Below are 14,560 nucleotides of genomic sequence, written 5' to 3'. Positions count from 1 at the left end.
CCCGGCCGGGGGCCGGGTGCACGATGGAAGGGTGAAGCTCGGGCTGGCCGGCGACACGATGCTCGGCCGCATGGTCGCCGCGCGGCTGGCCGAGGCCCCTCCGGAGGCGTTGTTCTCCGAGGAGGTCGTGGCCGTCGCGCGGGAGGCGGACCTCTTCGTCCTCAACCTGGAGTGCGCGATCTCCGACCGCGGCGAGCCCTGGCCCGACCCCTTCAAGTCCTTCTTCTTCCGCGCCCCGCCGGTCGCCGTGCGCGCCCTCCGGCACCTCGGTGTGAGCTGCGTCAACCTGGCCAACAACCACGCCCTGGACTACGGGAGGGCGGCGTTGCTGGACACGCTGGAGCACCTGGCCGCGGCCGGGATCGCCACCGTCGGGGCCGGCCCGGACGTGACCGCGGCGCGCGCCCCGGCGCTGCTGGGCGGACGGCCGGGTGCCGCGGACGCCACGGGCCTGGGCGTCCTCGGCGTCACCGACCACCCGGCCGAGTACGCCGCGGGACCGGACCGCCCCGGGGTGGCCTACGCCGATCTGGGCGAGGGCGTCCCGCGCTGGCTGACCGACGCCGTCACGACCCTGCGCGCCCGGACCGCGGCTGTGCTCGTCACCCCGCACTGGGGGCCCAACATGACCACCGCGCCGGCCCGCTACATCCGCGACGCCGCCGCGGCCCTGCGCACGGCGGGCGCCACGCTCGTGGCGGGCAGTTCCGCGCACGTCTTCCACGGCGTGACGGACGGGGTGCTCTACGACCTCGGCGACTTCGTCGACGACTACGCGACCGATCCGCGGCTGCGCAACGACCGCGGCCTGCTGTTCCTCGTCACCTTCGACCCCGCCGGCCACCGTCCCGTCCGGCTGGAGGCGGTGCCGATCGCCCTCGACTACTGCTTCACCCGCCTGGCCGACCGCGGTGAACGGGCCTGGATCGCCCGGCGGTTCCGGCGCGCCTGTGCCGCGTTCGGGCACGGGGTGGCGGAGGAGGGCGGGAGGCTGGTGGTTCGCTGGGACGGCGAGGCTACCCGCCCGTAGCACACGGTCCCTCTTCCTGTCCGGGATTCCGAACGGATTGAGGTCCAGACCAACGACGATCCGTTTCCAAGGGCACGTGGACCGGATCCGACCGACGGCCGGTCGGAGGAAAGGGGCCCCATGTCCAGGAAACGCACGATGAGCACCAAGCAGAAGATCGCGCTCGTGACCGGCGCGGCCACCCTGGCCGGCGGCTTCGCCGTGGTGACGATGAGCATGGGTCACGCTTCGGTGGTGTGCGACGGACTCGACCAGGCGCTGCGCAACAACGAGAGCTTCATCGCGGGTCAACGTGCCAACCCCGACGCCCAGTCGGCGGCCCGGATCGCCAATCGTGAGGCCGTGATCAAGCAGATCAACGTGCAGCGGGAGGCCTCCGGTTGCGGGGCCGCCCAGGCGGCGCCCGCGGCCCCCGCCGGACAGGGCCAGGGCCAGAACCAGGGGCAGAACCAGAACCAGGGCCAGAACCAGGGCCAGGCCGCGCCGCCGGCGGGCGGCGCCGGCGGTCAGGTCGTCTGTGCGGGCTCGACGGTCACCCTCTCCGGCGAGGCCGGCGCGCCCGCCGCCTCCAGCAACCAGTTCCCGCTCGGTACCAAGCTCAAGGTGACCAACCTGGACAACAACAAGTCGACCACGGTGTCGGTGACCTCGACCTCAGGGAGTTGCGCGCTGCTGAACAACGCGGCCTTCGAGCAGGTCAGGGAACCCGGCAAGTTCCTGATCAGGAAGGCACGCATCGAGCGCGTGGGCTGACCGGAACCCCGCGGCCGGTCCGGGCCGCTGCCGTGCCGGGAAGCGGCGGTGGTCCGGACCTCTTGACGGGAGCACGACACTTCGCTTCAATCCGCGATGACAGGTCCAGACCAACGGTCCAGACCACTCGCCCAGCGCAGCCCCCCGCCCCCCTCACAGGGAGGTCACGTGCTCTTCCGTCGTCATGTCCCCCGTACCGGATCGCGCAGATCCCGCAGATCCCGCATCCTGGCCGGCCTCACCGCCGCGTTCCTCGCGGCCGCCGGCAGCCTGATCGCCCTGCCAGGCACCGCCCAGGCAGCCAACCTCGTCGCCAACCCGGGCTTCGAGAGCGGCAGCCTCTCCGGCTGGTCCTGCTCGGGCGGATCGGTCGTCGGCAGCCCCGTGCACAGCGGCACCAAGGCACTCGCCGGCGCGGTCAGCAGCAGCGACACCGCCCAGTGCACCCAGACCGTCTCCGTGCAGCCGAACACCGCGTACTCGCTCTCCGGCTGGGTGCGCGGCGCGTACGTCTACCTCGGAGTGACCGGCGGCGCGTCCACCTGGACCCCGTCCGCCGCCTCCTACACCCAGCTGACCGTCCCCTTCACCACCGGCGCCTCGCAGACCAGCGTCCAGATCTACGTGCACGGCTGGTACGCCCAGGGCACCTACAACGCCGACGACATCAGCCTCGACGGCCCCGGCGGCGGTGACACCCAGGCGCCCACCGCGCCCAGCGGCCTCACCTCCACCGGCAAGACCTCCTCCAGCGTGTCGCTGTCCTGGAACGCCGCCACCGACAACACCGGCGTCACCAGCTACGACGTCTACCGCGGCAGCACCCTGGCCACCACCGTGACCGGCACCTCCGCCACCGTCACCGGCCTGGCCGCGAGCACCGCGTACACCTTCACCGTCAAGGCGCGCGACGCCGCGGGCAACACCTCGGCCGCCTCCAACGCGGTGTCGGTCACCACCAACGCGGGCGGCGGCGGGGGCACCGGCTTCAAGCAGGCCGCGCCCTACCTCTACCTCGGCTGGGGCGACCCGCCCAGCCCGTCCACGGTGATGAGCGCCACCGGCATCAAGTGGTTCACGATGGCCTTCATCCTCTCCTCCGGCGGCTGCAACCCCGCCTGGGACGGCTCCCGGCCGCTGACCGGCGGCACCGACCAGTCCACCATCAACGCCATCCGCGCCGCGGGCGGCGACATCGTCCCGTCCATCGGCGGCTGGAGCGGCAACAAGCTCGGGCCCAACTGCTCAACGCCCGAGGCGCTCGCCGGCGCGTACCAGAAGGTGATCGACGCCTACGGCCTCAAGGCGATCGACGTCGACATCGAGAACACCGACGAGTTCGAGAGCGAGGTCGTCCAGGACCGCGTCCTGAACGCCCTGAGGATCGTCAAGCAGAACAACCCCGGCATCCGCACCATCGTCACCTTCGGCACGTCGACGACCGGTCCCAGCTACTGGGGCAACCGCCTCGTCGAGCGGGCCAACGCGCTCGGTGCGAACATCGACGTCTTCACGATCATGCCGTTCGACTTCGGCGGCGGCGCCGACATGTACGGCAACACCGTGAACGCCGCCGAGGGCCTGAAAGCCAAGCTGAAGTCCACCTTCGGCTGGGACGACGCCACCGCCTACGCCCACCTCGGCATCTCCGGCATGAACGGGCTGAGCGACCAGCAGGAGACCACCACCCCGGCCATCTGGACCCAGATCCGGGACTGGGCCAACTCCCACCACATCGCCCGGCTCGCGTACTGGGCCGTCAACCGGGACCGCCCGTGCCCCGGCGGTGGCGTGACCAGCAACTGCTCCGGCATCAACCAGAGCACCTGGCAGTTCACCTCGATCACCGCCGGCTTCACCGGCTGATCGGACTCCCGCCCCCCACGGGTCAGGCGGCGGAGGACACCGCGTCCTCCGCCGCCTTTCTCATGCCCACCGCGTGCTCGTTGGTCCTTGCGTCGTACGTCATCAGCGTCGGCAGGCAGACGCCCAGCGCCCCGACCGCCGCCACGCACGCCAGGCCGCCGGTCCACACCGAGGTGCGCAGGCCCAGCAGCGCGGCCGATCCGCCGGCCCGCACCTGGCCGAGCTGCGGGCCGAGGGTGAAGGAGAGCAGTTCGATGCCGGCCAGCCGGCCGCGCAGTGAGTCGGGGATGGTCTGGTTCCAGATCGTGGCCCGGAACACCCCGCTGATCATGTCGAAGGCGCCGGCCAGCGCCAGGAAGGCCAGCACCAGCCACACATTGCGGGACCAGCCGGCCGCCGCCATGCACAGGCCGAAGCCCGCCGCGGCCAGCACGATCGCCCGTCCGTGCCGGTGCACCCGCGACGACCAGCCGCCGGTGAGGCTCATCAGCAGCGCACCGGCCGGCAGGGCCGCGTACATCAGGCCCAGCGACCAGGGCGCGCCCAGCTCGTCCGCCAGGAAGGGGAACACGGCGATCGGGAACGCCAGCCCGGTCGCGGCGATGTCCACCGCATAGGTGCCCAGCAACTCCTTGCGGCTCCACGCGTAGCGCGCCCCCTCCGCGATCGAGCGCAGCGACGGGCCCTTGGCGTCGTGCGAGGGCGGCGAGGGCCGCAGCCCGAGGCCCAGGACGACGGAGACGGCGAAGGTGAGGGCGTCGATGGCGTACGCCCACCGCAGGCCGGCGTACGCGATCAGCACACCCGCCAGGGAGGGCGCCGCGATCGCCCCGATCTGCCAGCGCAGCGCGTTGAGCGAGGCGGCAGCGGTCAGTTGCTCGTGCGGGACGATACGCGGCACGATCGCGTCCAGGGCCGGCCGCTGCAGCCCGCTCAGCGCGCTGGTCAGCGCGGCGACCACGTACAACGGCCAGATCAACGGCCGCGGCAGCAGGGCGTTGGCGAGCAGCACGGCCGACAGCACCCCAAGGGCCGCCTCCGTCCACAGGATGAGCTTGCGCCGGTCCAGGGCGTCCGCGAGTGCCCCTCCGTACAGCCCGCAGACGATCAGCGGCACCAGTTCGACGGCCCCGAGGGCGCCGACCGCGAGCGTCGAGCCGGTCAGCGCCTTGATCTGGACCGGGACGGCGACGAAGGTCAGGAAGCTGCCGAAGTTGGTGATGAGGCCCGCGCACCACATCAGGCGGAAGTCGCGCGAGGTCCGCCACGGTGCGAGGTCGGGAAGGATTCTGGACACGAGGTCGCATGCTCCGCGCGCGGGTCCTCCGGCGCAACCGGGTTTTTCCTCCGCCGGGCACGTCCCGGTCCGGCCGGGCACCGTCCGGAACCGTCAGGGCATCAGCCCCGCGGCCGCCAGCCGCTGCCGGACCACCGCGACGGCGGTGTCGTCCAGCGGGACCTGCGGGGGCGCCGTGGCCGCGCAGCCGATGACGCCGCGCAGCCGCAGCGCCGCCTTGAAGGCGCCCAGCGCCGAGGAACCCGGGCCCATCGGCATGGAGTCCGCCCCCGCGTCGACGATCGCGTACAGCCGCGCGAGCCGGTCCTGCTCCGCCGCGGCCTCCCGCCAGCGTCCCGCGACGGCGTACGCGTGGAGCCGTACGTATCCGTGCGGATCGACGTTGCCGAGGCCGGGGACGACGCCGTGCGCCCCCGCCAGGAGGGCGCCGTCCACGGCGAGTTCGGACCCGGTGAGCAGGGTGAAGAAGGGGTCCAGGCCGCGATGGCGCAGCTCGGTCAGCAGTCGGCGCATGGGGCCGTCGGCACCGCTGCTGTCCTTCAGGCCGGCCAGCGTGCCCTCCTCCGCCAGGGCCAGCACGGTCGCGGCGGGCAGCTTCGTGTGCACCGCCGAGGGGATGTCGTACGCGAACAGCGGCACCCCGTCCGCCCCGTCCCGCACCCGCCGGAAGTGGTCGGCGATCTCCACCGGATGCGTCGCCGCGTAGAAGGGCGCGGTCGCCACCAGGGCGTCGGCGCCGGCCGCGACGGCGGCCCGGGCGTGCTCCAGGACGCGCGGGGTGGTCATGTCGACGACACCGGCCAGCACGGGAACCCGGCCCCCGACGGCCTCCACGACCGCCGTGAGCGCGGTGCGCCGCTGCGCGTCGGTGAGGAAGGCCGTCTCGCCGCTGGAACCCAGGGCGAAGACCCCGTGCACCCCGGCCGAGAGCACATGCCCGACCAGGGCCCGCAGTCCCTCGGTGTCGACGTCCCCCGTCTCCGTGAGCGGGGTGCACAGAGGTGGCACGACCCCGCGCAGTGGGCGGAGCGGATCGGTCCCGGTTGCGGTCATGGACCGCTTCCTACCAGCTCGCCGGTGGTGGCGACACCAACTGCTCGGCGAGCCGCGCGAATCGCGGCAGCCGGTCGCGCAGCCGCACCCGGCGTCCGGCTGCCGCGCTGACCAGGTGCTGCAGCACGTCCATGCCGACCTCGGAGGGCTCCGGCGGCACGGTGAGGGCGTCGTGCGCCAGCCCGCGCAGCTCCGGGTCGCCCGCGTCCATGGCCAGCACCGTCGCGCCGGAACGCCGCGCGTCGTCCACCCGCTCCAGCAGCCCGGCGTCGGCCCGCTCGGGGGTGACCACCAGTACCGTCTCGCCCCTGCCCGCCGCCTCCAGACGGGCCGCCCCGACCGAGAGGTGCGGGGGCGCGCCCGGCGGCACGCGGTGCCGCACCAGGGTCGGTGACAGCTCGGGCAGCCCGCTCCAGGCGGCCTCGTCGTCCAGATGGGCCGCCATGTGCCAGGGCTCGTAGCCTCCGCTCCCGACGAGCAGCAGCCCGCCCGCGGCCCCCCGGCGGACGGACCCGCGCAGCGAGCCGGCGAAGCACCGGGTCAGCTCCGGCCACTCGCTCCCGGCCAGCAGTTCACGGACGACCTCCACCCGTACGGCATCCATCCCCGCATCCTCGCGGACCGCGCCGCCGCCCGGCCCCGCTTCGCGCCGTGCTCACCCGAACGGGTCAGTCCGCGCCGTCCGCGGGCAGGGCCCGGGACACCCGATCCCGCACCTCCGTGAAATGCCGCCGCATGGCGGCCCTGGCCGCGTCCGCGTCCCCGGTGCGCAGCGCGCCGACGACGGCGCGGTGGTCGGCGACGACGCGCTCGGCCGGGTCGTCGGCGGGCGCCAGGGCGGCGCCGGCCTCGTGGCAGGCGCTCCAGAACAGGTCGACGAGCTGCAGCACGAGCTCGTTGCCGCAGGAGGAGTAGAGCAGCGCGTGAAAGGCGCGGTCCGCGTCCGGGTCGTCGGCCATCCGGGCGGCGAGCGCGTCGAGTTCGTCCAGCCGCCGCGGCGGTATCGTCCCGGCCACCTCGGCTATCAGGCCGACCTCGAGCAGCTCGCGCACCGCGACGAGGTCGGCCAGGGCGCGCGCCCGGGACCGTAGCTGGAAGGTGAGCGAGGGCTTCAGCACCGCCAGCGGCGCCTCCCCGACGAACGTCCCCGTGCCGTGCCGGATCTCCACGATGCCCAGCGCCTGCAGCGCCCGCACCGCCTCGCGCACGCTGTTGCGGCTCGCACCGAGCAGGTCCATCAACTGCGGCTCGGTCGGCAGGGTGGCGCCGGGGGCGAGCCGCTGTTCGTGGATCAGCTCGATGATGCGGTCCTGGAGCCTCGGGCCGCGGCTCCTGCCGGCGGTTCTGGTCACGGGTGGCCGCCTTTCCCTGTGCTGTTCCGCGCTTTGACGTTCCGTCAGCTGTCCCGTGCGGCCCGCACGGGACAAGGGACGTCCTGCGTCCACCCCGCGGCCGCGCATCGATGTCATACCCCACATCCGTCGTCGCCCGAGCCGATACCGGTGCGTACGGGGACTTCCGCGCACCGCGGACAGCCCGCGCGGCAGCGGCGGAGCAGCGCCGGCGGGCCGGGCGCCGAGGGGCGCGTCACAGCGCCTGCGCGGGCCACGCGCCGCCCCCACCTGGCAGGATCGCGGTATGACTGTTGACAGTGGCAATGAGACCCCCGCCCCCAAGGCCCCGGCGAAGGACCCCTGGGAGCTGCCCGACGTGTCGGGCCTCGTCGTCGGCGTCCTCGGCGGCACCGGCCCGCAGGGCCGCGGCCTGGCGTACCGGCTCGCCAAGTCCGGCCAGCAGGTGATCATCGGCTCGCGCGCCGCGGACCGCGCCCAGGCCACGGCCGACCGGCTCGGCCTCGGGGTGCGGGGCGCGGACAACGCGGAGACCGCCCGCCGCAGCGACGTCGTCATCGTCGCCGTCCCGTGGGAGGGCCACGGCGAGACCCTGGAGGCGCTGCGCGACGAGCTGGCCGGCAAGCTCGTCGTCGACTGCGTCAACCCGCTGGGCTTCGACAAGCAGGGCGCCTACGCCCTGAAGCCCGAGGAGGGCAGCGCCGCGCAGCAGGCCGCCGCGCTGCTGCCGGAGTCCCGCGTCACCGCCGCCTTCCACCACCTGTCCGCCGTGACGCTCGAGGACCCGGAGATCGCCTCGATCGACACCGACGTCCTCGTCCTCGGCGACAGCCGCGCCGACACCGACCTGGTCCAGGCCCTGGCCGCGCGCATCCCCGGCGTCCGCGGCGTCTTCGCCGGCCGGCTGCGGGGCGCCCACCAGGTGGAGGCGCTGGTCGCCAACCTGATCTCGGTCAACCGCCGCTACAAGTCCCACGCCGGTCTGCGCCTGACCGACGTGTAGGGCCGCGGGGGCATGGGGGACAATGGCCGGGTTCGTGCCCGACCCGACAGGAGCCGCCCCCCATGCCCCGCCTCGCCCTCTACGCGCTCGTCCTGTGCGCGCTCGCCGTGGCCGCCGCCGTCGTCTCCTTCGTGGAGGGCAGCTGGCTCGGCGTCTTCTGGATCCTGATCGCGGGCCTCACCAGCAACATGTGCTGGTACTACCTGCGCAAGGCGCGGGCGGAGCGGGAGTCCGCCGAACAGCGGATCACTGGCTGAACGGGTCGCCCTTCCAGAACTGGAAGAAGGCGTAGCCGAGGCCCGACAGCCCGTCCGGGATGCCGAAGGCCGCCGTCACGGAGTGGATGAAGCCGAAGAACGCGGCGTTGACCTCGGGGATCCACAGCACACCGAAGACGGCCAGCAGCCCGAACTGCCCGAACGGCTCCAGCTGGCGCCGCGTCCGGTACGACAGCCAGGGCTCGATCACGCCGTAGCCGTCCAGGCCCGGCACCGGCAGCAGGTTCAGGATCGCCGCCGTGACCTGCAGCATCGCCAGGAACGCCAGGGCGGACGCGAAGGGCGCGTGGGCGCTGTCCAGCGTGATGAGGCCGAGGGTGAAGGGCAGCATCAGGGCGATCGCGAACAGCACGTTGGTCAGCGGCCCCGCGGCCGAGATGAGGCTGTGCTTCCACCGGCCTCGGATCCGGCCCCGCTCGATGAATACGGCGCCGCCGGGCAGGCCGATGCCGCCCAGGATCACGAAGATCACCGGCAGCACGATGCTCAGCAGCGCGTGCGTGTACTTCAGCGGGTTCAGGGTCAGGTAGCCCTTGGCGCCGATCGAGATGTCGCCGCCGTGCAGCGCGGTGCGGGCGTGCGCGTACTCGTGCAGGCACAGCGAGACGATCCAGCCGGACACGACGAAGAGGAACACGGCGAAGCCGGTGCTGGTGGAGAAGCCCGTCCACACCGCCCAGCCCGACACGGCCATGATCGCGACCAGGCCGAGGAAGATCGGGCTGATCTGCCGTTCACTGCGGGTTGCTGCGGTGGTCATCGTGCGGGCTCCTGCGGTGGCGGTGCGTCGTCGGTCGTGGTGCTGGCCGCCCGATCATGCCATCCGGCCGCCGCCGGGCACACCCACGGCGGGATAACGCCCCGGCAACGCCGGACGTTCCTGGGGCAAGGCGGTCCTGCGGTTCGGCGGCCCGCGGACGTCCGGGTCGCGACAGCGTTGCGATACGTCATCGATCGTGCACGTTCCGTCGCGCCGGGGCGGGGACGGAGGCACCCTGGAGGCGTCCGGGGCCGGGGGGCCTGGTAGTGCTCGGTCAGGACGGGGGAGTCATGACGTGGAAGAGGTTCGCCGTGCCGGCGCTGCTCGGCATCGCCGTGCTCGGCACATTGACCGGATGCACCGTGCCGGTGGCCGGTACCACCGGTATCTCCGTGAGCGAGGACGGCAGGCCGCTGGGGGTGATAGTGGTCTGCCACGACCACATCGACGGGGCCACGCTTTACGACTCCGACGCGGACGACGCCCCGGCTCGCCTCGGCAGGTGGAGCCGCGGCAAGCCGGCCACCGGGTTCACCACGTGGTTGCTGGAGAGCGGCGGCAGGGGCTGGAGCGCCGAGGTGCCCGCGTCCGTCCCCTTCACACCGCACCGCACCTACAGCCTGTACGGCTGGACCCGGGACAACTCCTGGTCGACGGCGCACGTGAGTTTCACGGCGGCGCAGTTCGCCGGGCTCGAGCCCGGTCAGGTCCGCTGGTACAAGGGCATGGGGGAGCCGGGCACCGACGGGGACGGCAACGCCACGACGTCGATGGGGGAGTTCCGGGCGGACGCGTGCGAAGGCAGGTGACCGGTTCTTCGTCTGCGGCGCCGCGTTAGCGCGGTTTCCCATCGCGGCCGCAACCACGACCCGGGGGCGGAGGCACCGGCCGCTCGGACAGAATGGGGGGCGTGCGCTACGGCATTCTCGGGACGACCCAGGCTCATCGCGACGACGGCACCGTCGTTCCGCTGGCCGGTGCGCGGCTGAGGGCGCTGCTCGCCGCACTGGCGCTGCGCCCCGGGCGGGTGCGGACCACCGACGCGCTGATCGGCGAGGTGTGGGAGGACGAACCGCCCTCCGACGCCACAGGGGCGCTGCAGGCACTGGTGGCCCGGTTGCGGCGGGCGATCGGGCACGAGGCGGTCGGATCGGTGGACGGCGGCTACCGCCTGGTCGCCGTGCCGGACGCCGTGGACCTGTACCGCTTCGAGCGGCTCGTGCAGGACGGCGGCCGGGCGCTGGCCGACGGTGACGCGGCCAAGGCCGTCGAGGCCCTGGACTGCGCGCTCGCGCTGTGGCGCGGCCCGGTGCTCGCCGACCTCCCGGAACGCACGTCCGTCGCGCCCCGCTACGACGCGCTGCGGCTGGACGCCCAGCGGCTGCGGATCACCGCGGAGGTGGCGCTCGGGCGTGCCGAGCAGGTGCTGCCGGAGGCCGTGGAGCTGGCCGTGGCCCATCCGCTGAACGAGGCCGTGCAGGTGCTGCGGCTGCGCGCGCTGGGCGAGGCGGGCCGGGGCGCCGACGCGCTGGTGGCGTACGAGGAGGTGCGGCGCGAGCTCGCCGAGACCCTGGGCACCGATCCGGGCCCGGAGTTGCGCGCCCTCCACGCCGAGCTGCTGAATCCTCCCGCCTCCGCCTCCGCCTCCGCCTCCGCCCCCGCCTCCGCCTCTGCCCCCGCCCCCGCCTCCGCCCTCGCCCCCGCCTCCGCCACCCCCGCCCCGGCGCCCCCGTCCGGGAGCCCGGCGCGGCTCGGCAACGCGCGCGCCCGGCTGACCAGCTTCGTGGGCCGCGAGAGCGACCTGTCCGCGATCGCCGCGGACCTGGCGGCGGCACGGCTGGTCACCATCACCGGCCCCGGCGGCACCGGCAAGACCCGCCTGTCGCAGGAGGCCGGCGACCTGGTCGCCGACCGCTGGCCGGACGGCGTCTGGTTCGCGGAGCTGGCACCCGTGGAGGACCCGCGCACCGTGGCCGTCGCCGTGGTGAACGCGCTGGGCCTGCGCGAGACGCTGCTGCACGCCGCCTCGGCGACCGAGGCGGCGCTGGCCGCCGAGGCGAAGGGGGGCGCGGCCAAGGACCCGCTGCTGCAGCTCGCCGAGTACTGCGCGGAACGCCGCATGCTGCTGGTCCTGGACAACTGCGAGCACGTGATCGGCGCCGCCGCCGAGCTCGCGGAGCGGCTGCTCGCGCACTGCCCCGGGGTGGCGGTGCTGGCCACCAGCCGGGAACCGCTGGGTGTGCCCGGCGAGTTGATCCGGCCGCTGGACCCGCTGCCGCAGACCCCCGCCCTGCGGCTGCTCGCCGACCGCGGCGCGGCGGCGCGACCCGGCTTCACCTCGGACGAGGACCCGGAGGCCTGCGCCGAGCTGTGCCGCCGCCTCGACGGGCTGCCGCTCGCCATCGAACTGGCCGCGGCCCGGCTGCGGATGATGACGCCCCGTCAGCTCGCGGGCCGGCTCGACGACCGCTTCCGCATCCTGACCGCCGGCAGTCGCACCGTGCTGCCCCGCCAGCAGACGCTGCGCGCGGTGGTCGACTGGAGCTGGGGCCTGCTCAGCGAGGCCGAGCGGATCGTGTTGCGGCGTTTCGCGGTGTTCGCCGGCGGCTGGGACCTGGCCGCCGCCGAGGCGGTGTGCGGCGAGGACGGCGGCGCCGTGGACGCCCGTGACATCGCCTCCGTTCTGGCCTCGCTCGTCGACAAGTCGCTGGTCGTCGCCGACCTGGCCGAGGACGGCGCGCGTTACCGGATGCTGGAGACGATCGGCGAGTACGCCGCCGAACGCCTCGACGAGGCCGGTGAGCGCGACACCGTGGGGCGCCGCCACACCACGTACTTCCGTGAGTACGCCCGCACCGCCGACCCGGAGCTGCGCGGACCGCGCCAACTGCTCTGGCTGGACCGGCTGGAGCGCGAGCACGAGAACCTGCGGGCCGCGATCCGCCGGGCGGTGGACACCGGGGACGAGCAGGAGGCGCTCTGCCTCGTTCTGTCCTGCAGCTGGTTCTGGGAGATGCGCAACTATCGCAGCGAGATCGGGCATTGGCCCGCCGTGGTGGTCGCGATGAGCCCGGTGGACGCCTTCGCCGAGCCGCTGCGGCTCCCGCCGCTGGACCGCGGGCCACTGGAGGACCCGCCGCCGATGACGCCGCAGCAACTCACCGAGGCCCGGCGCTGGGTGCGCACCGGCGAGGTGTTCGCGTACATGGGCGAGCACGACGTGTGGAACGACCCGAGGCTGATCGAGCTGGGCGAGGCGATCATCGAGGCCTACCCGCCGGAGCTGCCGCAGTCCAGCCTTCGGCCCGGGCTCTTCCGCATGCTCGGTGGCGTCCTGAGCGGGCGCTTGGATCGCGTGCCCGAGCTCATCGACGGCACGGTGGAGAGCTGCCGGTCGCACGGCCGCGTGTGGGAGCTGGCGTTCGCGCTGCAGTTCCGCGCCAAGGTGATGAACGACATGCAGGGCCGGCTCGACGCCTCCATGGACGACATCCGCGAGGCCAGGGAGCTGTTCGGCCGGGTCGGCGACGACTGGGGGATGGCCGAGGCGCTGGCGGCGGAGGCCGAGGCGACCGCCAACGCCGGCGACTGGGCGCGTGCCGCGGAGAGCTGCCGCGAGGCCATCGAGCTCGCCCGCAAACTCGGTGCGTACCAGCACGTGCCGATCATGATGGTCCGCCTCGGCGACGCCCTCGCCAACGCCGGCGACCTCGAGGAGGGCGAGCGGCTGATCCGCGCGGGAGTCGCCGAGGCCGCGCGTTTCCGGCCGGTGGGCGACGACGCGGACTACTACGGCAAGGTACTCCTCATCGCCCTGCTCGCCCGGCGCGGTGAACTGGACGAGGCCTTCGGGCTGCTCGACGTCATGCAGTCCGACCCACCGCGCGGCATGCCCTCGTTCATCGTCGGACTGCTCGCGGCCATCCGCGGCTGGCTCACCGGCATGGCCGGTGACCCGCACGGCGGCCTGCCTCATCTCGTCGAGGCGGTCGCCTCCATGGAGGGGCACCCGCTCAGCCAGGTCATCGGGCCGCGCATGGGCGTGCTGCTCTTCCCGCCGGGCGTCGCGCTCTTCACCGCCATCGCGGGTCTGCGGAACGGCGACGACGTCCGCGGCCCCGCGCGCCGCGCCGCGGTGTTGCTGGGCGCGCACGACGCGCTGCGGCAGACCGCCTGCACCCCGTGGGAGCGGATGAGTCTGGACGAGGACGCGGTACGCCTGCGCGGGTACCTGGGCGAGGAGGACTTCGCGGCGGCCCGCCGCGAGGGCGGGGGGCTCACCTTCCCCGAGGCGGTCGAGCTGCTGCGCGAGCCCGTCTGAGGCCCCCTCAGCCGGCCTTCTTGCGGGGCGCCGCCTTCTTCGCCGCGGTCTTCTTGGCCGCCGCCTTCTTCGCGGGGGTCTTCTTGGCGGCCGTCTTCTTCGCCGGGGCCTTGCCGGCCGCCGTCTTCTTCGCGCCGGTCTTCTCCGCGCCGCGGGCGTCGATACTGGCCTGCAGCGCGGCCATCAGGTCCACCACGTTGTCGGGGGCGGCGGTGACCTCGCCCATCTCGGGTACGGGCTCGCCCTCCAGACGGGCGGCGACGAGCTCGTCCAGCGCGTGCTGGTACTCGTCGTGCATCGACTCCAGGTCGAAGTCCTCGGAAAGGGTGTCCATCAGGCTCCGCGCCATCTTCAGTTCCTGCGGCCGCACGGTGACCTTCTCCGGCGGCGCCAGCCCCTCGGCCGCGCGGACCTCGTCGGGCCAGTACATCGTGTGCAGCACCAGCACGTCCTGGTGGACGCGCAGCAGCGCCAGCGACTCGCGGGTACGCAGCGCGATCTTGGTGACGGCGGCCTTGCCGCTGCTGCTCAGGGCCTCACGGAGCAGGACGTACGGCTTGGCGGCGGCGGTCTCGGCGCCGACGTAGTAGGCCCGGGACAAGGAGAGCGGGTCGATCTCGTCGGCGTCGACGAAGGCGAGCACGTCGATCAGCTTCTTGCTGGGCAGGGGGAGGGCGGTCAGGTCCTCGTCGGTGAGCACCACCGTGCGGCCGGTCTCGTCCTCGTACCCCTTGGCGATCTCCGCGTAGGGGACCTCCTTCCCCTCCTTCTCGCAGAACCGCTTCATGCGGATGCGGCCGCCGTTCTCCGGGGGTTGGGAGTCCGTCGCGTGACGTGGTGCCGAGGG

At 73.5% G+C, this 14,560-nt stretch carries 13 protein-coding genes; 7 read left to right on the top strand and 6 right to left on the bottom strand.

Annotated features, from left to right (window positions below):
• Positions 1-31 precede the first annotated feature (31 nt).
• The 3 genes from ACRWNP_RS12345 to ACRWNP_RS12335 all read left to right on the top strand — a co-directional run bounded on the left by ACRWNP_RS12345 (position 32) and on the right by ACRWNP_RS12335 (position 3,649).
• Positions 32-1,030 carry a CapA family protein gene (locus ACRWNP_RS12345; RefSeq protein ID WP_431961161.1) on the top strand — a complete coding sequence of 333 codons (999 nt, stop codon included), beginning with the start codon at positions 32-34 and terminating at the stop codon, positions 1,028-1,030.
• A 120-nt stretch (positions 1,031-1,150) separates the two neighbouring features.
• Positions 1,151-1,783, top strand: a complete 633-nt coding sequence (locus ACRWNP_RS12340; RefSeq protein ID WP_431961160.1) for a hypothetical protein — start codon at positions 1,151-1,153, stop codon at positions 1,781-1,783.
• Between the two features lie 168 nt (positions 1,784-1,951).
• Positions 1,952-3,649, top strand: a complete 1,698-nt coding sequence (locus ACRWNP_RS12335) for a carbohydrate binding domain-containing protein (RefSeq protein ID WP_431961159.1) — start codon at positions 1,952-1,954, stop codon at positions 3,647-3,649.
• Positions 3,650-3,671: 22 nt separating this feature from the next.
• On the opposite strand, the gene ACRWNP_RS12330 is transcribed toward ACRWNP_RS12335, so the two are convergent.
• From ACRWNP_RS12330 to ACRWNP_RS12315, 4 genes are all read right to left on the bottom strand, one after another.
• On the bottom strand, positions 3,672-4,889 hold the full coding sequence (locus tag ACRWNP_RS12330) for an MFS transporter (RefSeq protein ID WP_431961242.1): 1,218 nt from the start codon (positions 4,887-4,889) through the stop codon (positions 3,672-3,674).
• Positions 4,890-5,039: 150 nt separating this feature from the next.
• Complete coding sequence (locus ACRWNP_RS12325) at positions 5,040-5,999, bottom strand: dihydrodipicolinate synthase family protein (RefSeq protein ID WP_431961157.1); 960 nt, start codon at positions 5,997-5,999, stop codon at positions 5,040-5,042.
• A gap of 10 nt (positions 6,000-6,009) precedes the next feature.
• Positions 6,010-6,603, bottom strand: a complete 594-nt coding sequence (locus ACRWNP_RS12320) for a hypothetical protein (RefSeq protein WP_431961156.1) — start codon at positions 6,601-6,603, stop codon at positions 6,010-6,012.
• Between the two features lie 64 nt (positions 6,604-6,667).
• A complete protein-coding gene (locus ACRWNP_RS12315) occupies positions 6,668-7,351 on the bottom strand; it encodes a FadR/GntR family transcriptional regulator (protein WP_431961155.1) in 684 nt (227 codons plus the stop codon).
• Positions 7,352-7,637: 286 nt separating this feature from the next.
• Here ACRWNP_RS12315 and npdG point away from each other — a divergent pair, with 286 nt between their 5' ends.
• Positions 7,638-8,354 carry an NADPH-dependent F420 reductase gene (gene npdG, locus ACRWNP_RS12310; protein WP_431961154.1) on the top strand — a complete coding sequence of 239 codons (717 nt, stop codon included), beginning with the start codon at positions 7,638-7,640 and terminating at the stop codon, positions 8,352-8,354.
• A 62-nt stretch (positions 8,355-8,416) separates the two neighbouring features.
• The gene (locus ACRWNP_RS12305; RefSeq protein ID WP_431961153.1) at positions 8,417-8,611 is read left to right on the top strand and encodes a hypothetical protein; all 195 of its coding nucleotides are present in this window, start codon (positions 8,417-8,419) and stop codon (positions 8,609-8,611) included.
• Here the strand turns inward: ACRWNP_RS12305 and ACRWNP_RS12300 are convergent.
• Complete coding sequence (locus ACRWNP_RS12300) at positions 8,601-9,392, bottom strand: site-2 protease family protein (RefSeq protein ID WP_431961152.1); 792 nt, start codon at positions 9,390-9,392, stop codon at positions 8,601-8,603. The two genes, ACRWNP_RS12305 and ACRWNP_RS12300, sit on opposite strands and share 11 nt — an antisense overlap.
• Positions 9,393-9,682: 290 nt before the next feature.
• Here ACRWNP_RS12300 and ACRWNP_RS12295 point away from each other — a divergent pair, with 290 nt between their 5' ends.
• The gene (locus ACRWNP_RS12295; protein WP_431961151.1) at positions 9,683-10,201 is read left to right on the top strand and encodes a hypothetical protein; all 519 of its coding nucleotides are present in this window, start codon (positions 9,683-9,685) and stop codon (positions 10,199-10,201) included.
• 92 nt (positions 10,202-10,293) lie between these two features.
• Positions 10,294-13,713 (top strand): AfsR/SARP family transcriptional regulator, encoded by a 3,420-nt coding sequence (locus ACRWNP_RS12290; protein WP_431961150.1) that lies wholly within the window; start codon positions 10,294-10,296, stop codon positions 13,711-13,713.
• Positions 13,714-13,720: 7 nt separating this feature from the next.
• Here ACRWNP_RS12290 and ACRWNP_RS12285 read toward each other — a convergent pair whose 3' ends face one another.
• Positions 13,721-14,500: a Ku protein gene (locus ACRWNP_RS12285; protein WP_431961149.1), complete on the bottom strand. Its 780-nt coding sequence runs from the start codon at positions 14,498-14,500 to the stop codon at positions 13,721-13,723.
• Between the last annotated feature and the right edge of the window lie 60 nt (positions 14,501-14,560).

The organism is Actinacidiphila sp. bgisy160, from assembly GCF_965342435.1.
Lineage (GTDB): Bacteria > Actinomycetota > Actinomycetes > Streptomycetales > Streptomycetaceae > Actinacidiphila.
This window is presented reverse-complemented; position numbering and strand designations above follow the sequence as displayed.